Annotated in this window: 13 protein-coding genes and 1 pseudogene; 8 read left to right on the top strand and 6 right to left on the bottom strand. The window is 51.4% G+C overall.

What is annotated here, in order from left to right; all coding sequences use genetic code 11:
• Positions 1–56: 56 nt before the first annotated feature.
• The gene (locus HMPREF2872_RS04445) at positions 57–668 is read left to right on the top strand and encodes an IMPACT family protein (protein WP_049333071.1); all 612 of its coding nucleotides are present in this window, start codon (positions 57–59) and stop codon (positions 666–668) included.
• 54 nt (positions 669–722) lie between these two features.
• Here HMPREF2872_RS04445 and HMPREF2872_RS04440 read toward each other — a convergent pair whose 3' ends face one another.
• A complete protein-coding gene (locus HMPREF2872_RS04440; RefSeq protein WP_003747758.1) occupies positions 723–1,034 on the bottom strand; it encodes a DUF4298 domain-containing protein in 312 nt (103 codons plus the stop codon).
• A 139-nt stretch (positions 1,035–1,173) separates the two neighbouring features.
• On the opposite strand from HMPREF2872_RS04440, the gene purD reads away from it, so the two are divergent.
• Both purD and HMPREF2872_RS04430 read left to right on the top strand, forming a co-directional pair.
• A complete protein-coding gene (gene purD / locus HMPREF2872_RS04435; RefSeq protein WP_070631492.1) occupies positions 1,174–2,445 on the top strand; it encodes a phosphoribosylamine--glycine ligase in 1,272 nt (423 codons plus the stop codon).
• A gap of 71 nt (positions 2,446–2,516) precedes the next feature.
• Complete coding sequence (locus HMPREF2872_RS04430) at positions 2,517–3,086, top strand: L-threonylcarbamoyladenylate synthase (RefSeq protein ID WP_070631588.1); 570 nt, start codon at positions 2,517–2,519, stop codon at positions 3,084–3,086.
• Positions 3,087–3,468: 382 nt separating this feature from the next.
• Here the strand turns inward: HMPREF2872_RS04430 and HMPREF2872_RS04425 are convergent, their stop codons facing one another.
• Positions 3,469–3,906 carry a surface-adhesin E family protein gene (locus HMPREF2872_RS04425; RefSeq protein ID WP_070631489.1) on the bottom strand — a complete coding sequence of 146 codons (438 nt, stop codon included), beginning with the start codon at positions 3,904–3,906 and terminating at the stop codon, positions 3,469–3,471.
• A 210-nt stretch (positions 3,907–4,116) separates the two neighbouring features.
• Between HMPREF2872_RS04425 and purB the strand changes: the two genes are divergently transcribed.
• The gene (purB, locus tag HMPREF2872_RS04420; protein WP_070631487.1) at positions 4,117–5,487 is read left to right on the top strand and encodes an adenylosuccinate lyase; all 1,371 of its coding nucleotides are present in this window, start codon (positions 4,117–4,119) and stop codon (positions 5,485–5,487) included.
• A gap of 130 nt (positions 5,488–5,617) precedes the next feature.
• Here the strand turns inward: purB and msrAB are convergent, their stop codons facing one another.
• A complete protein-coding gene (gene msrAB, locus HMPREF2872_RS04415) occupies positions 5,618–7,186 on the bottom strand; it encodes a bifunctional peptide-methionine (S)-S-oxide reductase MsrA/peptide-methionine (R)-S-oxide reductase MsrB (protein WP_070631485.1) in 1,569 nt (522 codons plus the stop codon).
• 145 nt (positions 7,187–7,331) lie between these two features.
• Here msrAB and ftsY point away from each other — a divergent pair, with 145 nt between their 5' ends.
• A complete protein-coding gene (gene ftsY, locus HMPREF2872_RS04410; protein WP_070631483.1) occupies positions 7,332–8,744 on the top strand; it encodes a signal recognition particle-docking protein FtsY in 1,413 nt (470 codons plus the stop codon).
• A gap of 174 nt (positions 8,745–8,918) precedes the next feature.
• Here the strand turns inward: ftsY and HMPREF2872_RS04405 are convergent, their stop codons facing one another.
• The 3 genes from HMPREF2872_RS04405 to HMPREF2872_RS04395 all read right to left on the bottom strand — a co-directional run bounded on the left by HMPREF2872_RS04405 (position 8,919) and on the right by HMPREF2872_RS04395 (position 12,862).
• The gene (locus HMPREF2872_RS04405) at positions 8,919–10,145 is read right to left on the bottom strand and encodes an MFS transporter (protein ID WP_070631481.1); all 1,227 of its coding nucleotides are present in this window, start codon (positions 10,143–10,145) and stop codon (positions 8,919–8,921) included.
• 116 nt (positions 10,146–10,261) lie between these two features.
• A complete protein-coding gene (locus HMPREF2872_RS04400; protein ID WP_070631479.1) occupies positions 10,262–10,660 on the bottom strand; it encodes an extensin in 399 nt (132 codons plus the stop codon).
• Positions 10,661–10,828: 168 nt separating this feature from the next.
• On the bottom strand, positions 10,829–12,862 hold the full coding sequence (locus HMPREF2872_RS04395) for a TonB-dependent receptor (protein ID WP_070631477.1): 2,034 nt from the start codon (positions 12,860–12,862) through the stop codon (positions 10,829–10,831).
• Positions 12,863–13,123: 261 nt separating this feature from the next.
• On the opposite strand from HMPREF2872_RS04395, the gene HMPREF2872_RS12000 reads away from it, so the two are divergent.
• From HMPREF2872_RS12000 to HMPREF2872_RS11570, 3 genes and pseudogenes are all read left to right on the top strand, one after another.
• Positions 13,124–13,258, top strand: coding sequence for a hypothetical protein (locus tag HMPREF2872_RS12000; RefSeq protein WP_283118988.1), 135 nt, complete (start codon positions 13,124–13,126; stop codon positions 13,256–13,258).
• Between the two features lie 5 nt (positions 13,259–13,263).
• Entirely contained in the window at positions 13,264–13,932 is a 669-nt protein-coding gene (locus HMPREF2872_RS04390) for a TetR/AcrR family transcriptional regulator (RefSeq protein WP_070631475.1), read from the top strand.
• 58 nt (positions 13,933–13,990) lie between these two features.
• Positions 13,991–14,240, top strand: a pseudogene (locus HMPREF2872_RS11570) (IS5/IS1182 family transposase); the annotation flags it as partial.

Below are 14,240 nucleotides of genomic sequence, written 5' to 3'. Positions count from 1 at the left end.
CACGTGAAACGTTCAGACGGCCTTTGTTATATAAGGCCGTCTGAAAATATTTTGGCATGATTACGACCTATAAAACCATTACCACACCGACACAGGCTGAATTTAAAGATAAAGGCAGCCGCTTCATCGCATACGCCTATCCGATACGAACGTTGGCCGATGTGAAGAAGTATCTCGACCCATTAAAGGAAGAGCATCACAAGGCAAGACATTGGTGCTACGCCTATCGACTGGGTGTGGATGGAATGCAGTTTCGCGCAAATGATGATGGGGAGCCGTCCGGGAGCGCAGGCCGCCCTATTTTGGGGCAGATTGATTCTGTCGGCGTAACGGATGTGTTGGTTGTGGTTGTGCGCTATTTTGGCGGTACGCTATTGGGTGTTCCCGGTCTGATTCATGCTTATAAGGAATCAACAGCTCAGGCATTGGCGATAGCTGAAGTTGTTGAAAAGAATGTTGAGAAGACAGTTTGGTTGAAGTGTGAATATCCTGTTTTGAATGAGGCTATACGGATTGCCAAACAATATCAGGCCGATATTGTAGAACAGGATTTGCAGTTGGATTGTAAGTTGACAGTGAAAATAGCATTAGCCGATTATGAAGCTTGTATTGCTGCTTGGAAAAATACGCGCCAAATTGAAGTAGATACTGAGAAGCCGTTTGAATAAAAGGTCGTCTGAATATATTTGAGAAATCAAAAGTTTCAGACGGCCTTTGATGTTTTAGCCTTGGTATCTGTCTAAAGCATTTACGCTTGAGCGCAGGTGTTCCCAAGCCAGTTGATGAAATTCCCCCAGTGCGTTCCATAGAGCATCTTCGCTCATAATGCTGTATTCGCCCTGTGTGCGTAAATCAACATCTGCCCCTTCTTCAATGGCCTGATGGCATGCTTGGTATTCGTTGGTATAGAAGTCATCCATGTCTTGCATGAGGCTTGCGGCATGTTTCCAGCGGGCAATATCTGCTTCCAGTTGCGGCAGTAATTCGCACCATTCGCGGTATTTGCTTTGAATTTCGTCAATACGTTTTTGCATGATTTTCCTTTAGTTATTTGAAATTAGAGTATGGTTGTCTTGGTGCAATATTATTCTTAATTTGAAACATCTATACAAGATGGAACAATATTCCATCAATTGAATTTTATTTACAACATCTATTCTTCAAGGAGATGGTATGAAATTGCTCGTTATTGGTAATGGTGGACGTGAACACGCACTGGCTTGGAAATTGGCGCAGTCGTCTAAAGTTGAAACTGTCTTTGTTGCACCTGGTAATGCCGGAACGGCAATTGAGCCTAAACTGCAGAATATAGCGTTGACGGCGCATCAAGATTTGATTGATTTTTGCCGTAATGAAAATATTGCCTTTACCGTAGTCGGTCCTGAAGCTCCTTTGGCTGCCGGTGTGGTGAATGATTTCCGTGCTGCCGGATTGAAGATTTTTGGCCCGACTCAATACGCGGCCCAACTGGAGAGTTCAAAAGATTTTGCTAAAGCATTTATGGCAAAATATAAGATTCCAACCGCGCAATACCAAACCTTTGAAAATGCCGATGCGGCACATGATTACGTCAATCGAAAAGGTGCGCCGATTGTTATTAAGGCGGATGGTTTGGCTGCCGGTAAAGGCGTGATTGTCGCCATGACTTTGGATGAAGCCCATGCCGCTATTAACGATATGTTGTTGGGCAACAAAATGGGCAATGCAGGCGCGCGTGTTGTAATTGAAGATTTCCTGCAAGGCGAGGAAGCGAGCTTTATCGTTATGGTGGACGGCAATCATGTTTTGCCGATGGCAACCAGTCAAGACCATAAACGCCTGTTGGATGACGACAAAGGCCCTAATACCGGCGGTATGGGTGCATACAGCCCTGCTCCAGTGGTAACGCCTGATGTTTACGAGCGTGCTATGAATGAAATTATTTTGCCGACTGTGGCCGGTATGAAAGCAGAAGGTCATGAATTTACCGGTTTTTTATACGCGGGCTTGATGATTGATAAAACAGGTGCGCCTTATACCATCGAATTTAACTGCCGTTTCGGCGACCCTGAAACCCAGCCGATTATGAGCCGTTTGGATAGCGATTTGGTGGATTTGGTTGAGGCGGCAATCGACGGCAAACTGGATAGTGTTACTGCCGAATGGAATCCGCAGACTGCGGTAGGCGTAGTGTTGGCCGCACAAAACTATCCTGATTCTCCGAAAAAAGGCGATGTGATCTTTGGCTTGGATAAGGCCAATCAAATCGGTAAAGTTTTCCATGCCGGTACTGCAACGAATGAAAAAGGCGAAGTGGTAACCAACGGCGGCCGTGTGTTGTGTGTAGTCGGTTTGGGCGATGATGTTGCCCAAGCTAAAAGCAAGGCTTATGAGGCATTGGAAACAATCCGTTTTGACGGTATGCAATACCGTAAAGACATTGCCGATAAAGCCATCAACCGTTAATAATGAATAGAAACAGGCCGTCTGAACACAGATTGTCCGACAATCGTAGTTTCAGACGGCCTTGGTATATGATGATGTTCCCCAGAATTTTATCGGCTGCAGCCCAACGCAGGCTGCAGGCGCATCTAAAAAAAGGCGGTTTGGTTGCCTATCCTACCGAGTCTTGTTATGGCTTGGGCTGTGTCCCTACTTTGTCCAAAGCGCTCAATCAACTGATTCATCTGAAAAAACGACCGCAACACAAAGGCATGATTGTCATTGGCCATAGCTTGGAACAGTTGCAGCCTTTGCTGCAAAGGCCGTCTGAAAATATCCAAACCATGCTTCATGAAGCATGGCCGGCTCCGAAAACTTTCTTATTGCCGGCCAGCAAAAAAGTATTGCCTTCATTGCGGGGAAAAGGACGCAGTAAATTGGCTGTCAGGGTTCCTGCGCACGCAGGTGCAAGACGTTTGTGTCAGGTTTTGGAAACACCTTTAGTCTCTACTTCATGCAATCGTGCAGGCAAACGGGCATGTAAAACGGAAAGGGAAGTCAGAAGACAGTTTGGCAGGAAAGTCTGGGTTGTAGGCGGATTGATAGGTAAGCAGAAAACGCCTAGCCAGATTATTGACGGAGAAACAGGAGCAAGGCTGCGTTAAAGAAGGACTGTATCATCAAAAGATATTTATTTGGAGAAGCAAATTTTTTTCCAAAAGATTGGAATACCTTTGTGAAAAGCATTTAGCGCAGATTCAGTTTGATGCATAGCAGTCTGTAAATACAGATCGATTAAGCAGATAGTAAGTTAGTAAATAGAGTAGAAAGCAGTATTTTGTGAAATGTTCTTGCAAAGAATGAAGCAAATTTTGAGCGTAAATGAATCGCTGTAATAAATTATTTTTGAATAAACAAATTTTGTGGATAAATTTGAAGATAAATTTCCATCAAAACATAAAAAGACCGTCTGAAACTTGATATTCAAAGCATTCAGACGGCCTTTTAAATATTTAAACTGTGGATAACTTTGTGAATAAGTGTGGATTAAAGCTTATGTCCACACACAGTTTCGTATTGTTTTTCAGTAATCGTGCCGCTCATGACGCTCATTGGGCGGATGCTGGTCGGCGTATAGCTTTGGTTGGAAATCACCCGGCCGTGTTCGTCCATCAGTTGCAGCGCTGCCAGGCGATAGGTTTTGTTTGAGCAATGAATTTCCCAGTTGCCGATGGCCGTTTTATAGGCCGGCGTATTGACGAAACGTTCCTCTTTCAGTTTGGAAACAGTTTTTTTATCGCGGAAAGTAACCAGTGCGCCATTTCTTTTAATGCTGCTTCTATCAATGGCCACTTTGATATTGCCTTCAGAGATGGTGCCGATATTGGTCCAGCTGCTGCTGCTCGAAGTGGTGGTTGTTTCACAGGCACTCAACATCAAAGCTGCAAATACGGTTGCAGCTAGGGAAAAACGTTTGATATTCATAAAACCTCATTATTTACAAAAAGTCAGCCAATATTATCCGTGAAGATGGCATATATCGTAAATCGATTTTGCAAAGTTAAACCTCTGAAAAGAATTTTATGAAAAATACGCTGAAAAGGCCGTCTGAAACCTGTCTTTCAGACGGCCTTGAAGTGTAAAATCATGTATAATTGCAAACAATTTGGTTTTCACCCCATAGGAAGATCCGACATGATTAACCCTATCGCTGCACTTTCCCCATTAGATGGCCGCTACGCCAAATCCGTTGAAGCATTGCGTCCGATTTTTTCCGAATACGGCCTGATGCGTGCGCGTGTCAAAGTTGAATTAAACTGGCTCAAAGCTCTTGCCGCCGAGCCTAAGATTGTAGAAGTTCCTGCTTTCAGTGATTTTACGCTTGCCGAAATCGACAAAGTGATCGAAAACTTCTCGCTTGAAGATGCCGCCGCCGTCAAAGCCATTGAAGCGACCACCAATCACGATGTCAAAGCCATCGAATATTGGCTTAAAGAACGCTTCTCCGGCGTGCCTGAAGTGGCTGCCGCCAGCGAGTTCATCCACTTTGCCTGCACCAGTGAAGACATCAACAACCTGTCCCACGCTTTAATGCTGCAAGAAGCGCGTGAGGTTGTTTTGCTGCCGAAACTGGCTGAAATCATCGAAAAACTGACCGGCATGGCGCATGAGTTGGCTGCCGTCCCTATGATGAGCCGCACGCATGGCCAGCCTGCTACACCAAGCACACTGGGTAAAGAAATCGCCAATGTCGTGTACCGCCTGCAACGTCAATTTAAAAACCTGCAAGCGCAAGAGTTCCTCGGCAAAATTAATGGCGCAGTCGGCAACTACAATGCCCATATGGTCGCTTATCCCGATGTGGATTGGGAAACCCATTGCCGCAACTTCGTTGAAATCAGCCTCGGCCTGACCTTCAACCCCTACACCATTCAAATCGAGCCGCACGACTATATGGCGGAATTCTTCCAAGCCATCAGCCGTGTCAACACGATTCTGATCGACTTTAACCGCGATGTTTGGGGCTACATTTCTTTGGGTTACTTCAAACAAAAAGTCAAAGCAGGCGAAGTCGGTTCTTCCACCATGCCGCACAAAGTCAATCCGATCGACTTTGAAAACTCCGAAGGCAACCTCGGTATGGCCAATGCCGTATTGGGCTTTTTGTCTGAAAAACTGCCGATTTCCCGTTGGCAGCGCGACCTGACCGACAGCACCGTATTGCGCAATATGGGCGTAGGCGTGGGCTATACCGTATTGGGCTTTGCCGCCCATCTGCGCGGTCTGAACAAGCTTGAGCCGAATCCTGCCGCCCTTGCTGCCGATTTGGACGCTACTTGGGAACTGCTGGCCGAGCCGATCCAAACCGTAATGCGTCGTTACGGCGTGGCCAATCCTTATGAGAAGTTGAAAGATCTGACACGCGGTAAAGACGGCATTACGCCTGAAGTGTTGAAATTTTTTATCGAATCGTTGGAAATTCCGGCAGAAGCCAAAGCCAAATTGCTTGAGCTGACCCCTGCGTTGTATGTAGGCAAAGCCGAAGAGTTGGCAAAACGAATTTAAAAGGTTTTTGCAGGGTGCACTTTCTTAGTTATTGAGATTTTTTGATAGATAAGAAACCAACCCTTTGCATCCGACAAATTAAAAAGGCCGTCTGAAATCTTTTTCAGACGGCCTTTTTCGATTCAATCGGTTATTTCACTTTGTCTTTCAATGCGCCGTAGCCGGCAGCGTCCATTTCTTCCAAAGGAATGAATTTCAAACTTGCGCCGTTGATGCAGTAGCGCAGGCCGCCTTTGTCTTTGGGGCCGTCGGGGAAGACGTGTCCCAAGTGCGAATCGGCGGCATGGCTGCGCACTTCGGTGCGGTGCATGTTGTAAGTGAAATCGTCGTGTTCGGTAACGGCGGCGGCGTTAATCGGGCGGGTGAAGCTCGGCCAGCCGCAGCCGGAATCGAATTTGTCGGCGGAGCTGAACAGGGGTTCGCCGCTGACGACGTCCACATAAATGCCGGGTTTGAACAGATGGTCGTATTCGTGGCTGAAGGCGTATTCGGTCGCGCTTTTTTGGGTCACTTGGTATTGCTCTTCGGTCAGAATGCGTTTGAGTTCGGCATCACTGGGTTTTTGATACGTTGCCGCGTCGAAGCCTTTGCCTTGCGGGGCGGCTTTGCTTTTGCCCGGCAGCGGTTCGTCGGCTTTGCGGATATCGATGTGGCAGTAGCCGTTGGGGTTTTTAATCAGGTAGTCCTGATGGTATTCCTCGGCGTCGTAGAAGTTTTTCAGCGGCTCGTTTTCGACGACGAGGGGCTGTTGGTATTTTTGCTGCTCGCGTTTGAGGGCGGCGGCGATGACGGCTTTTTCGGCGGGGTCGGTGTAGTACACGCCGCTGCGGTATTGCGTGCCGGTGTCGTTGCCTTGTTTGTTGAGGCTGGTCGGGTCAACGACGCGGAAGTAGTATTGCAGGATGTCGTCGAGGCTGAGTTTGTCGGCATCGTAGGTGACTTTGACGGTCTCGGCATGACCCGTGTCGCGGTAGGACACGTCTTCGTAGCTCGGATTTTTCGTTTTGCCGTTGGCGTAGCCGGATACGGCGTCAACCACGCCGTCTATGCGTTGGAAATAGGCTTCCAAGCCCCAGAAGCAGCCGCCTGCGAGGTAGATGGTGCGCGTGTTCATGATTTTTGAATCCTTTTTCTGTGTGTCGGGTTTGTAGAACGAATTTTTCAGACGGCCTAAATCGGCATTCGGATCGCTGATTAACGCCAACGCCTGCGCTTCGTTGATGCTGCCTTTGACGATGCGCTGCACGTCGCCGTCTTTACCGATTAACGCCCAAGAAGGATAAACGCCGATATTCAGGCTTTGGGCGATGGTGCCGCCGTTATCGGTTACGACGGGCAGCTTGGGATAGTTCAAACCGGCATACCATTTTTGAAAGTCGCCGTCTTTTTTCTCGTGTAGAAAACCGGGCGAGGCAACGGTAATCAGATTGGCAGAACCGAATTTTGCATCTTGCGCCCATTTTTCGGTTTGTCCCAATTCGGACAAACACAAAGGACACCAACTTGCCCAAAATTTAATCAGGGTGGGTTTGTCTTTTTTCAGGAAAACACTGGCAGGGCGGTTATCAGGGGTTTTCAACGAGGACAATGCCTGCGGTACGGTTGCGGCTTCGGTATCCATCATTTTGGATGAGCAGGCGCCAAGCGCAAGCAGGCAGCCGAACTTGGTGCAAAGTGAAAATAATGTGCGGGGATTCATCTCTATGTTTCCTGTGTGGATGGTTTGTTTCGTTAGACGTTGGAAATGCCAAAACCTGACAACCTTGATTTTCAGACGACCTTGCCACGTAAAATACGCTACAATACTCCTTATTTCAAGTTTCTAAAATTAAAAGGAAAATTTAATGTTCAGCTTCTTCCGTCGCAAGAAAAAACAGGAAACTCCGGCTCCTGAGGAGGCTCAAGTTCAGGAAACCGCAGCAAAAGTAGAATCTGAAGTTGCTCAAGTAGTTGAAAATATTAAAGAAGATGCCGAATCTTTAGCAGAAAGCGTCAAAGGGCATGTTGAATCAGTTGTCGAATCGGCTGTTGAAACTGTCAGCGAAACCGTCGAACAGGTTCGGGAAGCTTTAACCGAAACGCCGTCTGAAACAGTCGAAAAAGTAGAAGAACACGTTGAAGCGGCAAAAGAAGCGGCCGTTGAAACCGTCAGCGAGGCTGTTGAACCGGTTCAAGAAACCGTTGCCGAGATGCCGTCTGAAGTGGCCGAGGCTGCTGAGGAAGCAGCAGAACAAGCCGAAGCGGTCAAAGAAGAAGTTGTTGAAGCAGTTAGCGAAGCTGTCGAGCAATTTCAAGAAGCCGTTGGGGAAACACCGGCTGAAGCCCCTGCTCCGGTAGAAGAACACAAGCTCAGTTGGGCTGCGCGTTTGAAACAAGGCTTGACCAAATCACGCGACAAAATGGCAAAATCGTTGGCCGGCGTGTTCGGCGGCGGACAGATTGACGAGGATTTGTACGAAGAGCTAGAAACCGTGCTGATTACCAGTGATATGGGCATGGAAGCCACCGAATACTTGATGAAAGATGTGCGCGACCGTGTCAGCCTCAAAGGCCTCAAAGACGGCAACGAATTGCGCGGCGCGCTGAAAGATGCGCTGTACGACTTGATTAAGCCTTTGGAAAAACCTCTGGTCTTGCCGGAAACTAAGGAGCCTTTCGTGATTATGCTTGCCGGTATCAACGGCGCAGGCAAAACCACATCTATCGGCAAATTGGCCAAATACTTCCAAGCACAGGGCAAATCTGTGTTGCTGGCGGCAGGCGATACTTTCCGTGCCGCCGCGCGTGAGCAGCTTCAGGCTTGGGGCGAACGCAACAATGTGACCGTGATTTCGCAAACTACGGGCGATTCCGCAGCCGTTTGCTTCGATGCCGTTCAAGCCGCGAAAGCGCGCGGAATCGACATTGTGCTTGCCGATACAGCCGGCCGTCTGCCGACGCAGCTTCATTTGATGGAAGAAATCAAAAAAGTGAAGCGCGTGTTGCAAAAAGCCATGCCTGATGCGCCACATGAAATCATCGTCGTACTTGATGCCAACATCGGTCAAAACGCCGTCAACCAAGTGAAAGCCTTTGACGAAGCGTTGGGTCTGACCGGCCTTATCGTCACCAAACTCGACGGTACGGCCAAAGGCGGTATCCTTGCCGCCCTTGCCTCCGACCGCCCTGTTCCTGTCCGCTACATCGGCGTAGGCGAAGGCATCGACGATTTGCGTCCGTTTAATGCCAAAGCGTTTGTAGATGCCCTATTGGATTAAACAGACAGGCTGAGGCTTGTAAACGCAGTTTGCAGGGGGTTTCTGAGCCGTATTTTGCAAAGATCTCGCCTTGCAAGAAGCGGGCGTGGAAATCATAGCGCAAGAGTAGCGGAAAATAACGGAAGGCCGTCTGAAAACCCTATTTCAGGTTTTCAGACGGCCTTTCTTTGAGTCTTACGGCTCGTCTGAATCAAACAGGCTTCGGCACGCATACAGCAGCCCGCCCACCAATATGGCCAGACCCACCGCCGCCCAATACGCATCGGCATAGCCGACCGACTTTGCCAGCCGCAGGGCGGCGAAACCGGCCGCGTAACTGCCGAGCAGGACGACGGAAAATTGCAGGCTGCTGTCGAGTGCGGCGGTGGCGCGGTCGGATTTGTCCATCACCAACGCCAGTATTACCGGCGGCAGCAGCGTGTAGCTCAGACTCAGGGCGATGATTTGCGCGGGCGGCAGCCAAGGATGGACGCGGGCGAGCGCGTCGATGGCGGTCATGGACGCCAAAAGCGGCAGTTGCAGCGCGTAGAGCAGGAACACGAGTTTGCGGCGCGGATAATTGCGCGAAAACCAGCCCGACAGCGGCGTAACAATCAGGCAGGCAACAGGAATACCCACCGCTAGAATCCCGCCCGTCTGTTTCGGGGAGAAGCCCAAATCCGCCAGCTTGGGCACAAAAGTCGCCGCCGCAAACGCATACGGTGCGGCAACGGCAAACAGCAAAACCAGCCACCGCCAGCCCGTTTCAGGTCGCCGCCAAAAGGAGACCAGCCGTGCCGCCAATGCCGTCAAACCGCCTTGTGCCGTCGGGCTTTCCGACTCGCGGTAGCACAAGAGTTGCAGCAACATCAGCAGGGTGAACGCCAGCATAAAGCCCGCCGCCGCCGTCTGCCCGTATTCCTGATACAGCCACAACACCAGCGCGCCGCCGATCATCTTTCCGCCGCGCGCCGCCATCGTCTGAATCACACCACCGAAACCGCGTTCGCGGTGCGGCAGGACGATGCACGACAAGCCCAGCATCGCGCAGCCGTACACCGCCGACATGGCCGAGAGCAAAACGCAGCAAACCAAAAGTAGCGGGAAGTTCTGCGTTATGTCGATGCAGGCCATCAGCCCGAACACCGCCGAAAGCCCCAGCGTCGCCGCCAGCAGCCAGCCGCGAAACCGCCCGAACCGCCCCGCCGGCCGCCGCTCCATCAACGCGGCAAACAACACCTTCGCCGCTTCGATACCGCCGATTAAATGTATCCAGCTCAGTTGGTTCAGGCTGTAACCGTGGTTTTTCAAAATAGCGACCAGCGCGACCAGATAAAAACTGGTCAGCGTGAATTTGTAGGTGCTGCCGCCGATAAGCAGCAGCCAGTCGCGTGGGGCGGGGGAAGCGGAGGTTTGCGGCATGGGTTGGTTTTCCTTGGGGCGGAACGTGTGAAGGTAAAGGCCGTCTGAAAATAAAAAAATCAAGCGTGTGCAGCTGATTTGCGGCCGAAAACCGCTATCGGTGTTTGCAGTCTTTTTCAGACGGCCTTCAACGCTTCTTCTGCCTTTTGCAGGGCGGTTTGCTCGTCGGCTTCGACGATGTAGTTCACGCCCAGCGCGGGGGCGAGTTTGGACGATTGTTCGCGGAAGAACGCCAGTTGCGCCGCGTCGGGTTCGATGAGGAGCATGGCGGCGCAGCGTTCGGCGAGTTGCGGCCGGTGTGCCTTTATCCATTCGATGTAGGTTTTGCGGTCGGCAATGCGCTGTTCGTCGCTCACCTGCCGCCGCATCGGGGTGCAGACGGTGGCGAAGCGGCGGTTTTGGTTTAACAGGGTTTCGAATTCGACCAGCCAGTCGGCGAAGTCGGCGACGTGGGTCAGGTCGGTCAGGTAGACGGTGCCTTCGGGTAGGGTTTTGGCGGGGGTGAAGTAGATCATGTGGTTCCTTTGGGTGTTTTGGGGTAGCGAAGCGGACTTGCGTAAGCTAATGACGATAATCGGTTGTTAAGGCCGTTTCAGACGACCTTCGTTATTCCAGTAACCGTAGCTAGGGCATTGATGCCTGACCTACGTTTTTTCAGACGGCCTCCATCATTTCAGCCCAGCCTAAAACTTCCATTCCGCGCTTACGCCCACGCTTCTGGGGCGTTGGTAGAGTGCGTCTTGGCGGTCGGCGCTGGAAATGAATATGGGGTGGCGGCGGTTGAACACGTTGTCGGCGTAGAGCGAGATGCGGCCTTGTTTGAAGTTGTAGGCGGTGTAGAGGTTGACTTGGTTGTATGCGCCGATTTTGCCTGATTCGGCATTGTCGGCGGCGGAGTAGTAGCCGCCGTAGAAGCGCACGTCGCCGCCGGCTTCCCAGCCTTTGTCGTTCAGGTATTTCACGCCGATGTTGGCGGTGTATTTGGGCGCGCGGCCGAGTTTGTTGCCTTCAATGCCGCTGTTGGGATAGCTTTTGATTTTGGTGTTGAGCAGCCCCAGTCCGGTGGTGAGTTTCAGGCTGTCGGTGGCCTGCCAGTCGGCGGCGAGTTCTGCGCCGTAGGTGTGGACTTTTTTGGCGTTGCGGATGACGACGGAGTTGGTGCCGAGATAGAAGGGGAGCTGCATGTCGCGGTAGTGGTTCAGGAACAGGTTGCCGGAGAGTTGCAGGCGGCGGTCTGCGCTGCGCCAGCGGGTGTACCACTCGTAGTTGTTCACATATTCGGGTTTATAAGTGTAGGTTACGACGGGGCGGCCGAAGGTGATGCCTGCGCCGCCGGGGTTGTAGCCGCGCGCGGCTTTGATGCCGCTGACCCATTGGTCGGTGGGTTTGAAGGCGATGTCGATTTTGGGCAGGAACACGGTCTGGCCTTTGTCTAAATCAAGGTGCAGTGCGCCGCTGCCGCCGCTTCGTTTGTGCGTTTCTTTTTCAAGGCGTGCGGCGGCTGTGATGTCCCATTTTTCGCCGGGGCTGTATGTGGTTTCGGCAAACAGGGCGCGCACGCTGTTGCGGTCATCAAAGGTGTTGCGGCCGCCGACGCTGCGGATATCTACCCATTCGTCTTGTTTGCTGCGGAAGTAGTGCAGTCCGGCAAAGCCTTTCAGACGGCCTTTGTTGGAAAAATGCAATACCGGCTCCCATTGCAGTTCGCGGCCTTTGAGTTCGGCGGGCACGCCTTGCGGGCTGACGGTCATCGGCAGGTGCAGCCGCTCGTTGTGGTAGCGGCCGTAAACCAGTTTGTTTTCCAGTTTCAGATAGTCGTTAAGCTGCCACGATACGTCCCAGATGCCTGATGTCGAGCCGGTTACGAACACGGGCTTTTCTTTTAAAAAACGGCGGCTGGTGGTGTTGCCCATGATTTCGTTTTGCGGCGCGCGCGAACGGATGTGGTTCAGTGTCAGGCGGCTGTAAAAATCGGGATGGTTTTCGGGCGTGAGCAGGAGTTTGAAGCGCACATTGGTGTTTTCCACGCGGCGCGGGTTGCCGGTCGGCTCGTAGGACACGAACGGCTCGTAGCTTTCGCGCTGCTGCCGCTCCGCGCTCAGGCGGAAGGCAAGGTTGTTTTTCACAATCGGGCCGGACACTACGCCGGCGATGTTGCGCGTTTTTTGGTTGCCCAAACCCAAGCGCAGCGCGCCTTCCCATTCGTCGGTCGGGTCTTTGGAACGCATCACCACCGCGTTCTGCCCGCGCACATGGCTTTGCGGCCCGCGCAAGACTTCCACCTGCTGCATGTCCCACAGCGACTGCGTGCCGAAGGCATATTCGTTGTAAGTGGCGGATCGGCCGTCTATGGACAGGTTCAGGCGCGGCCGCGTGCCCGCGAAAAACGCCACTGCGCCGGTGGCGGGGCCGGAGCCGTCCACGCCGCGCACGGTCGGCAAATCGTTGCCGCTGCCCAAGTCCACCGTGTTCACAGTCTGTTTGAGCAGGTCGGTCGCGGAAAGATTGTGGCCGCTGCGGTCGATGTTCGGCGTGGTGAAAACGCGGTTGGACGTGGCGGTTTCAAAGCCGCTGCGGTTGGTGCGTTCGCCGGTTACGACGACTTCTTCCAACTGCACTTGTTCCGCATCTTGCGCCGTATCAGTGGCATAAATCCATTCGGAGGCGAAAGCGGCGGCAAGCAGCAGCGGCAGGCGGCGGAGGGGGGGGTTCTGCATTTCCTTATCCTTTCAGACGGCATACACCGGGGCGGATTGAACATCAGGCAATCCAACCGATCCGGCAGTATGCAAATATTTGTTGTTTACACATTTACATAAAACAAACTATTAATGTAAAGTATAAGAAACAAAAAACAGGAATGCAAGTGTTTATCATTCACTTTACTTGTTCCTTTTTATAGTGAACCATCTAAAAAACAATTCCCTCTCCCATTTGGTGGGAGAAGGTTGGTGAGGGCGATTCTGCGGCCTTTATGAATGTGGCTTGCTAAGCATCCGACAGCCCTCATCCATAGGATGGAGCGGAGGGATAAGGAAAGAGGCCGTCTGAAACGCCGCTGTATTGCCATTGCCGCTGTGGGGAAATATGATGAGTATCCTGCTTACGGATAAATTTAATGAAAGCCCTTTATGAACAAAATCAAAATCTTCTTAACGTCATGAATGCCAGTAAACAACAAACCATCGCCGACACCGCCCGCCGCCTGTTCCGCGAACACGGTTTTTCCGCCGTATCCGTGGGCGGAATCTGCGCCGAGGCCGCCGTCAGCCGCGTTACTTTTTACAAATATTACAGCGGCAAAAACGCACTCTTGCAGGAAATCGTTACCGAACAGAAAAACCGCGTCCGCGCCGAATTCGAAAACCTGCTCGCACGGCAATGCAGCCTGCGCGAAGCCGCCGAAGCCGTGTTTGTCCTACAAAAACAATCGTTTGAAGAACTCTATTCCGCCGCCTTCCTGCGTGACATCGAAGAAAACACCGATTTGGAGCTGGAGCGGTTTTTCCATGAGTTGAACGAAGAAAAATACGCCTTTATGCGCAGCTTCTTCCACACCCTGCAACAACGCCGCCTGATTCAGCCCGATTTGCCGGTGGAACTCATCGACCTGTTCATCCGTCAGGCGGATATATTGATGCGCCATCCGCAACTGGCCGCGCTTTATGCCGCTGCGCCGCAAAAACTACCGCAGGACGTATTAGGATTACTGCTGCACGGTTTGGCAGGGGAGGAAGGTACGGGTGAGGAGATTGATTTTTTGGGGAAGATGAAAGGGATTTGCTGAATTTCTCATAAAACGTCGTCTGAAAACGAATTGTCGATTTTCAGACGACGTTTTAATCCTGTCTGAACTGCTGGAACTGATTAACCGCCAACTGACCGAAAAAAACCTAAAAGTAGAGAAAGCATCCGCCGCCGTCATTGACGCCACCATTATTCAGACCGCCGGCAGCAAACAGCGTCAGGCCATAGAAGTCGATGAAGAAGGACAAGTTAGTGGCCAAACCACACCGAGCAAAGATAAAGATGCCCGTTGGACAAAGAAAAACGGCATCTACAAACTCGGTTACAAACAACATACCCGCACCGATG

Origin of the sequence: Neisseria sp. HMSC069H12, from assembly GCF_001812735.1 — a bacterium.
Taxonomy (GTDB): Bacteria; Pseudomonadota; Gammaproteobacteria; order Burkholderiales; family Neisseriaceae; genus Neisseria; species Neisseria subflava.
Note: the sequence above shows the minus strand (reverse complement) of the source record. Positions and strands in the feature narration are given on the sequence as shown.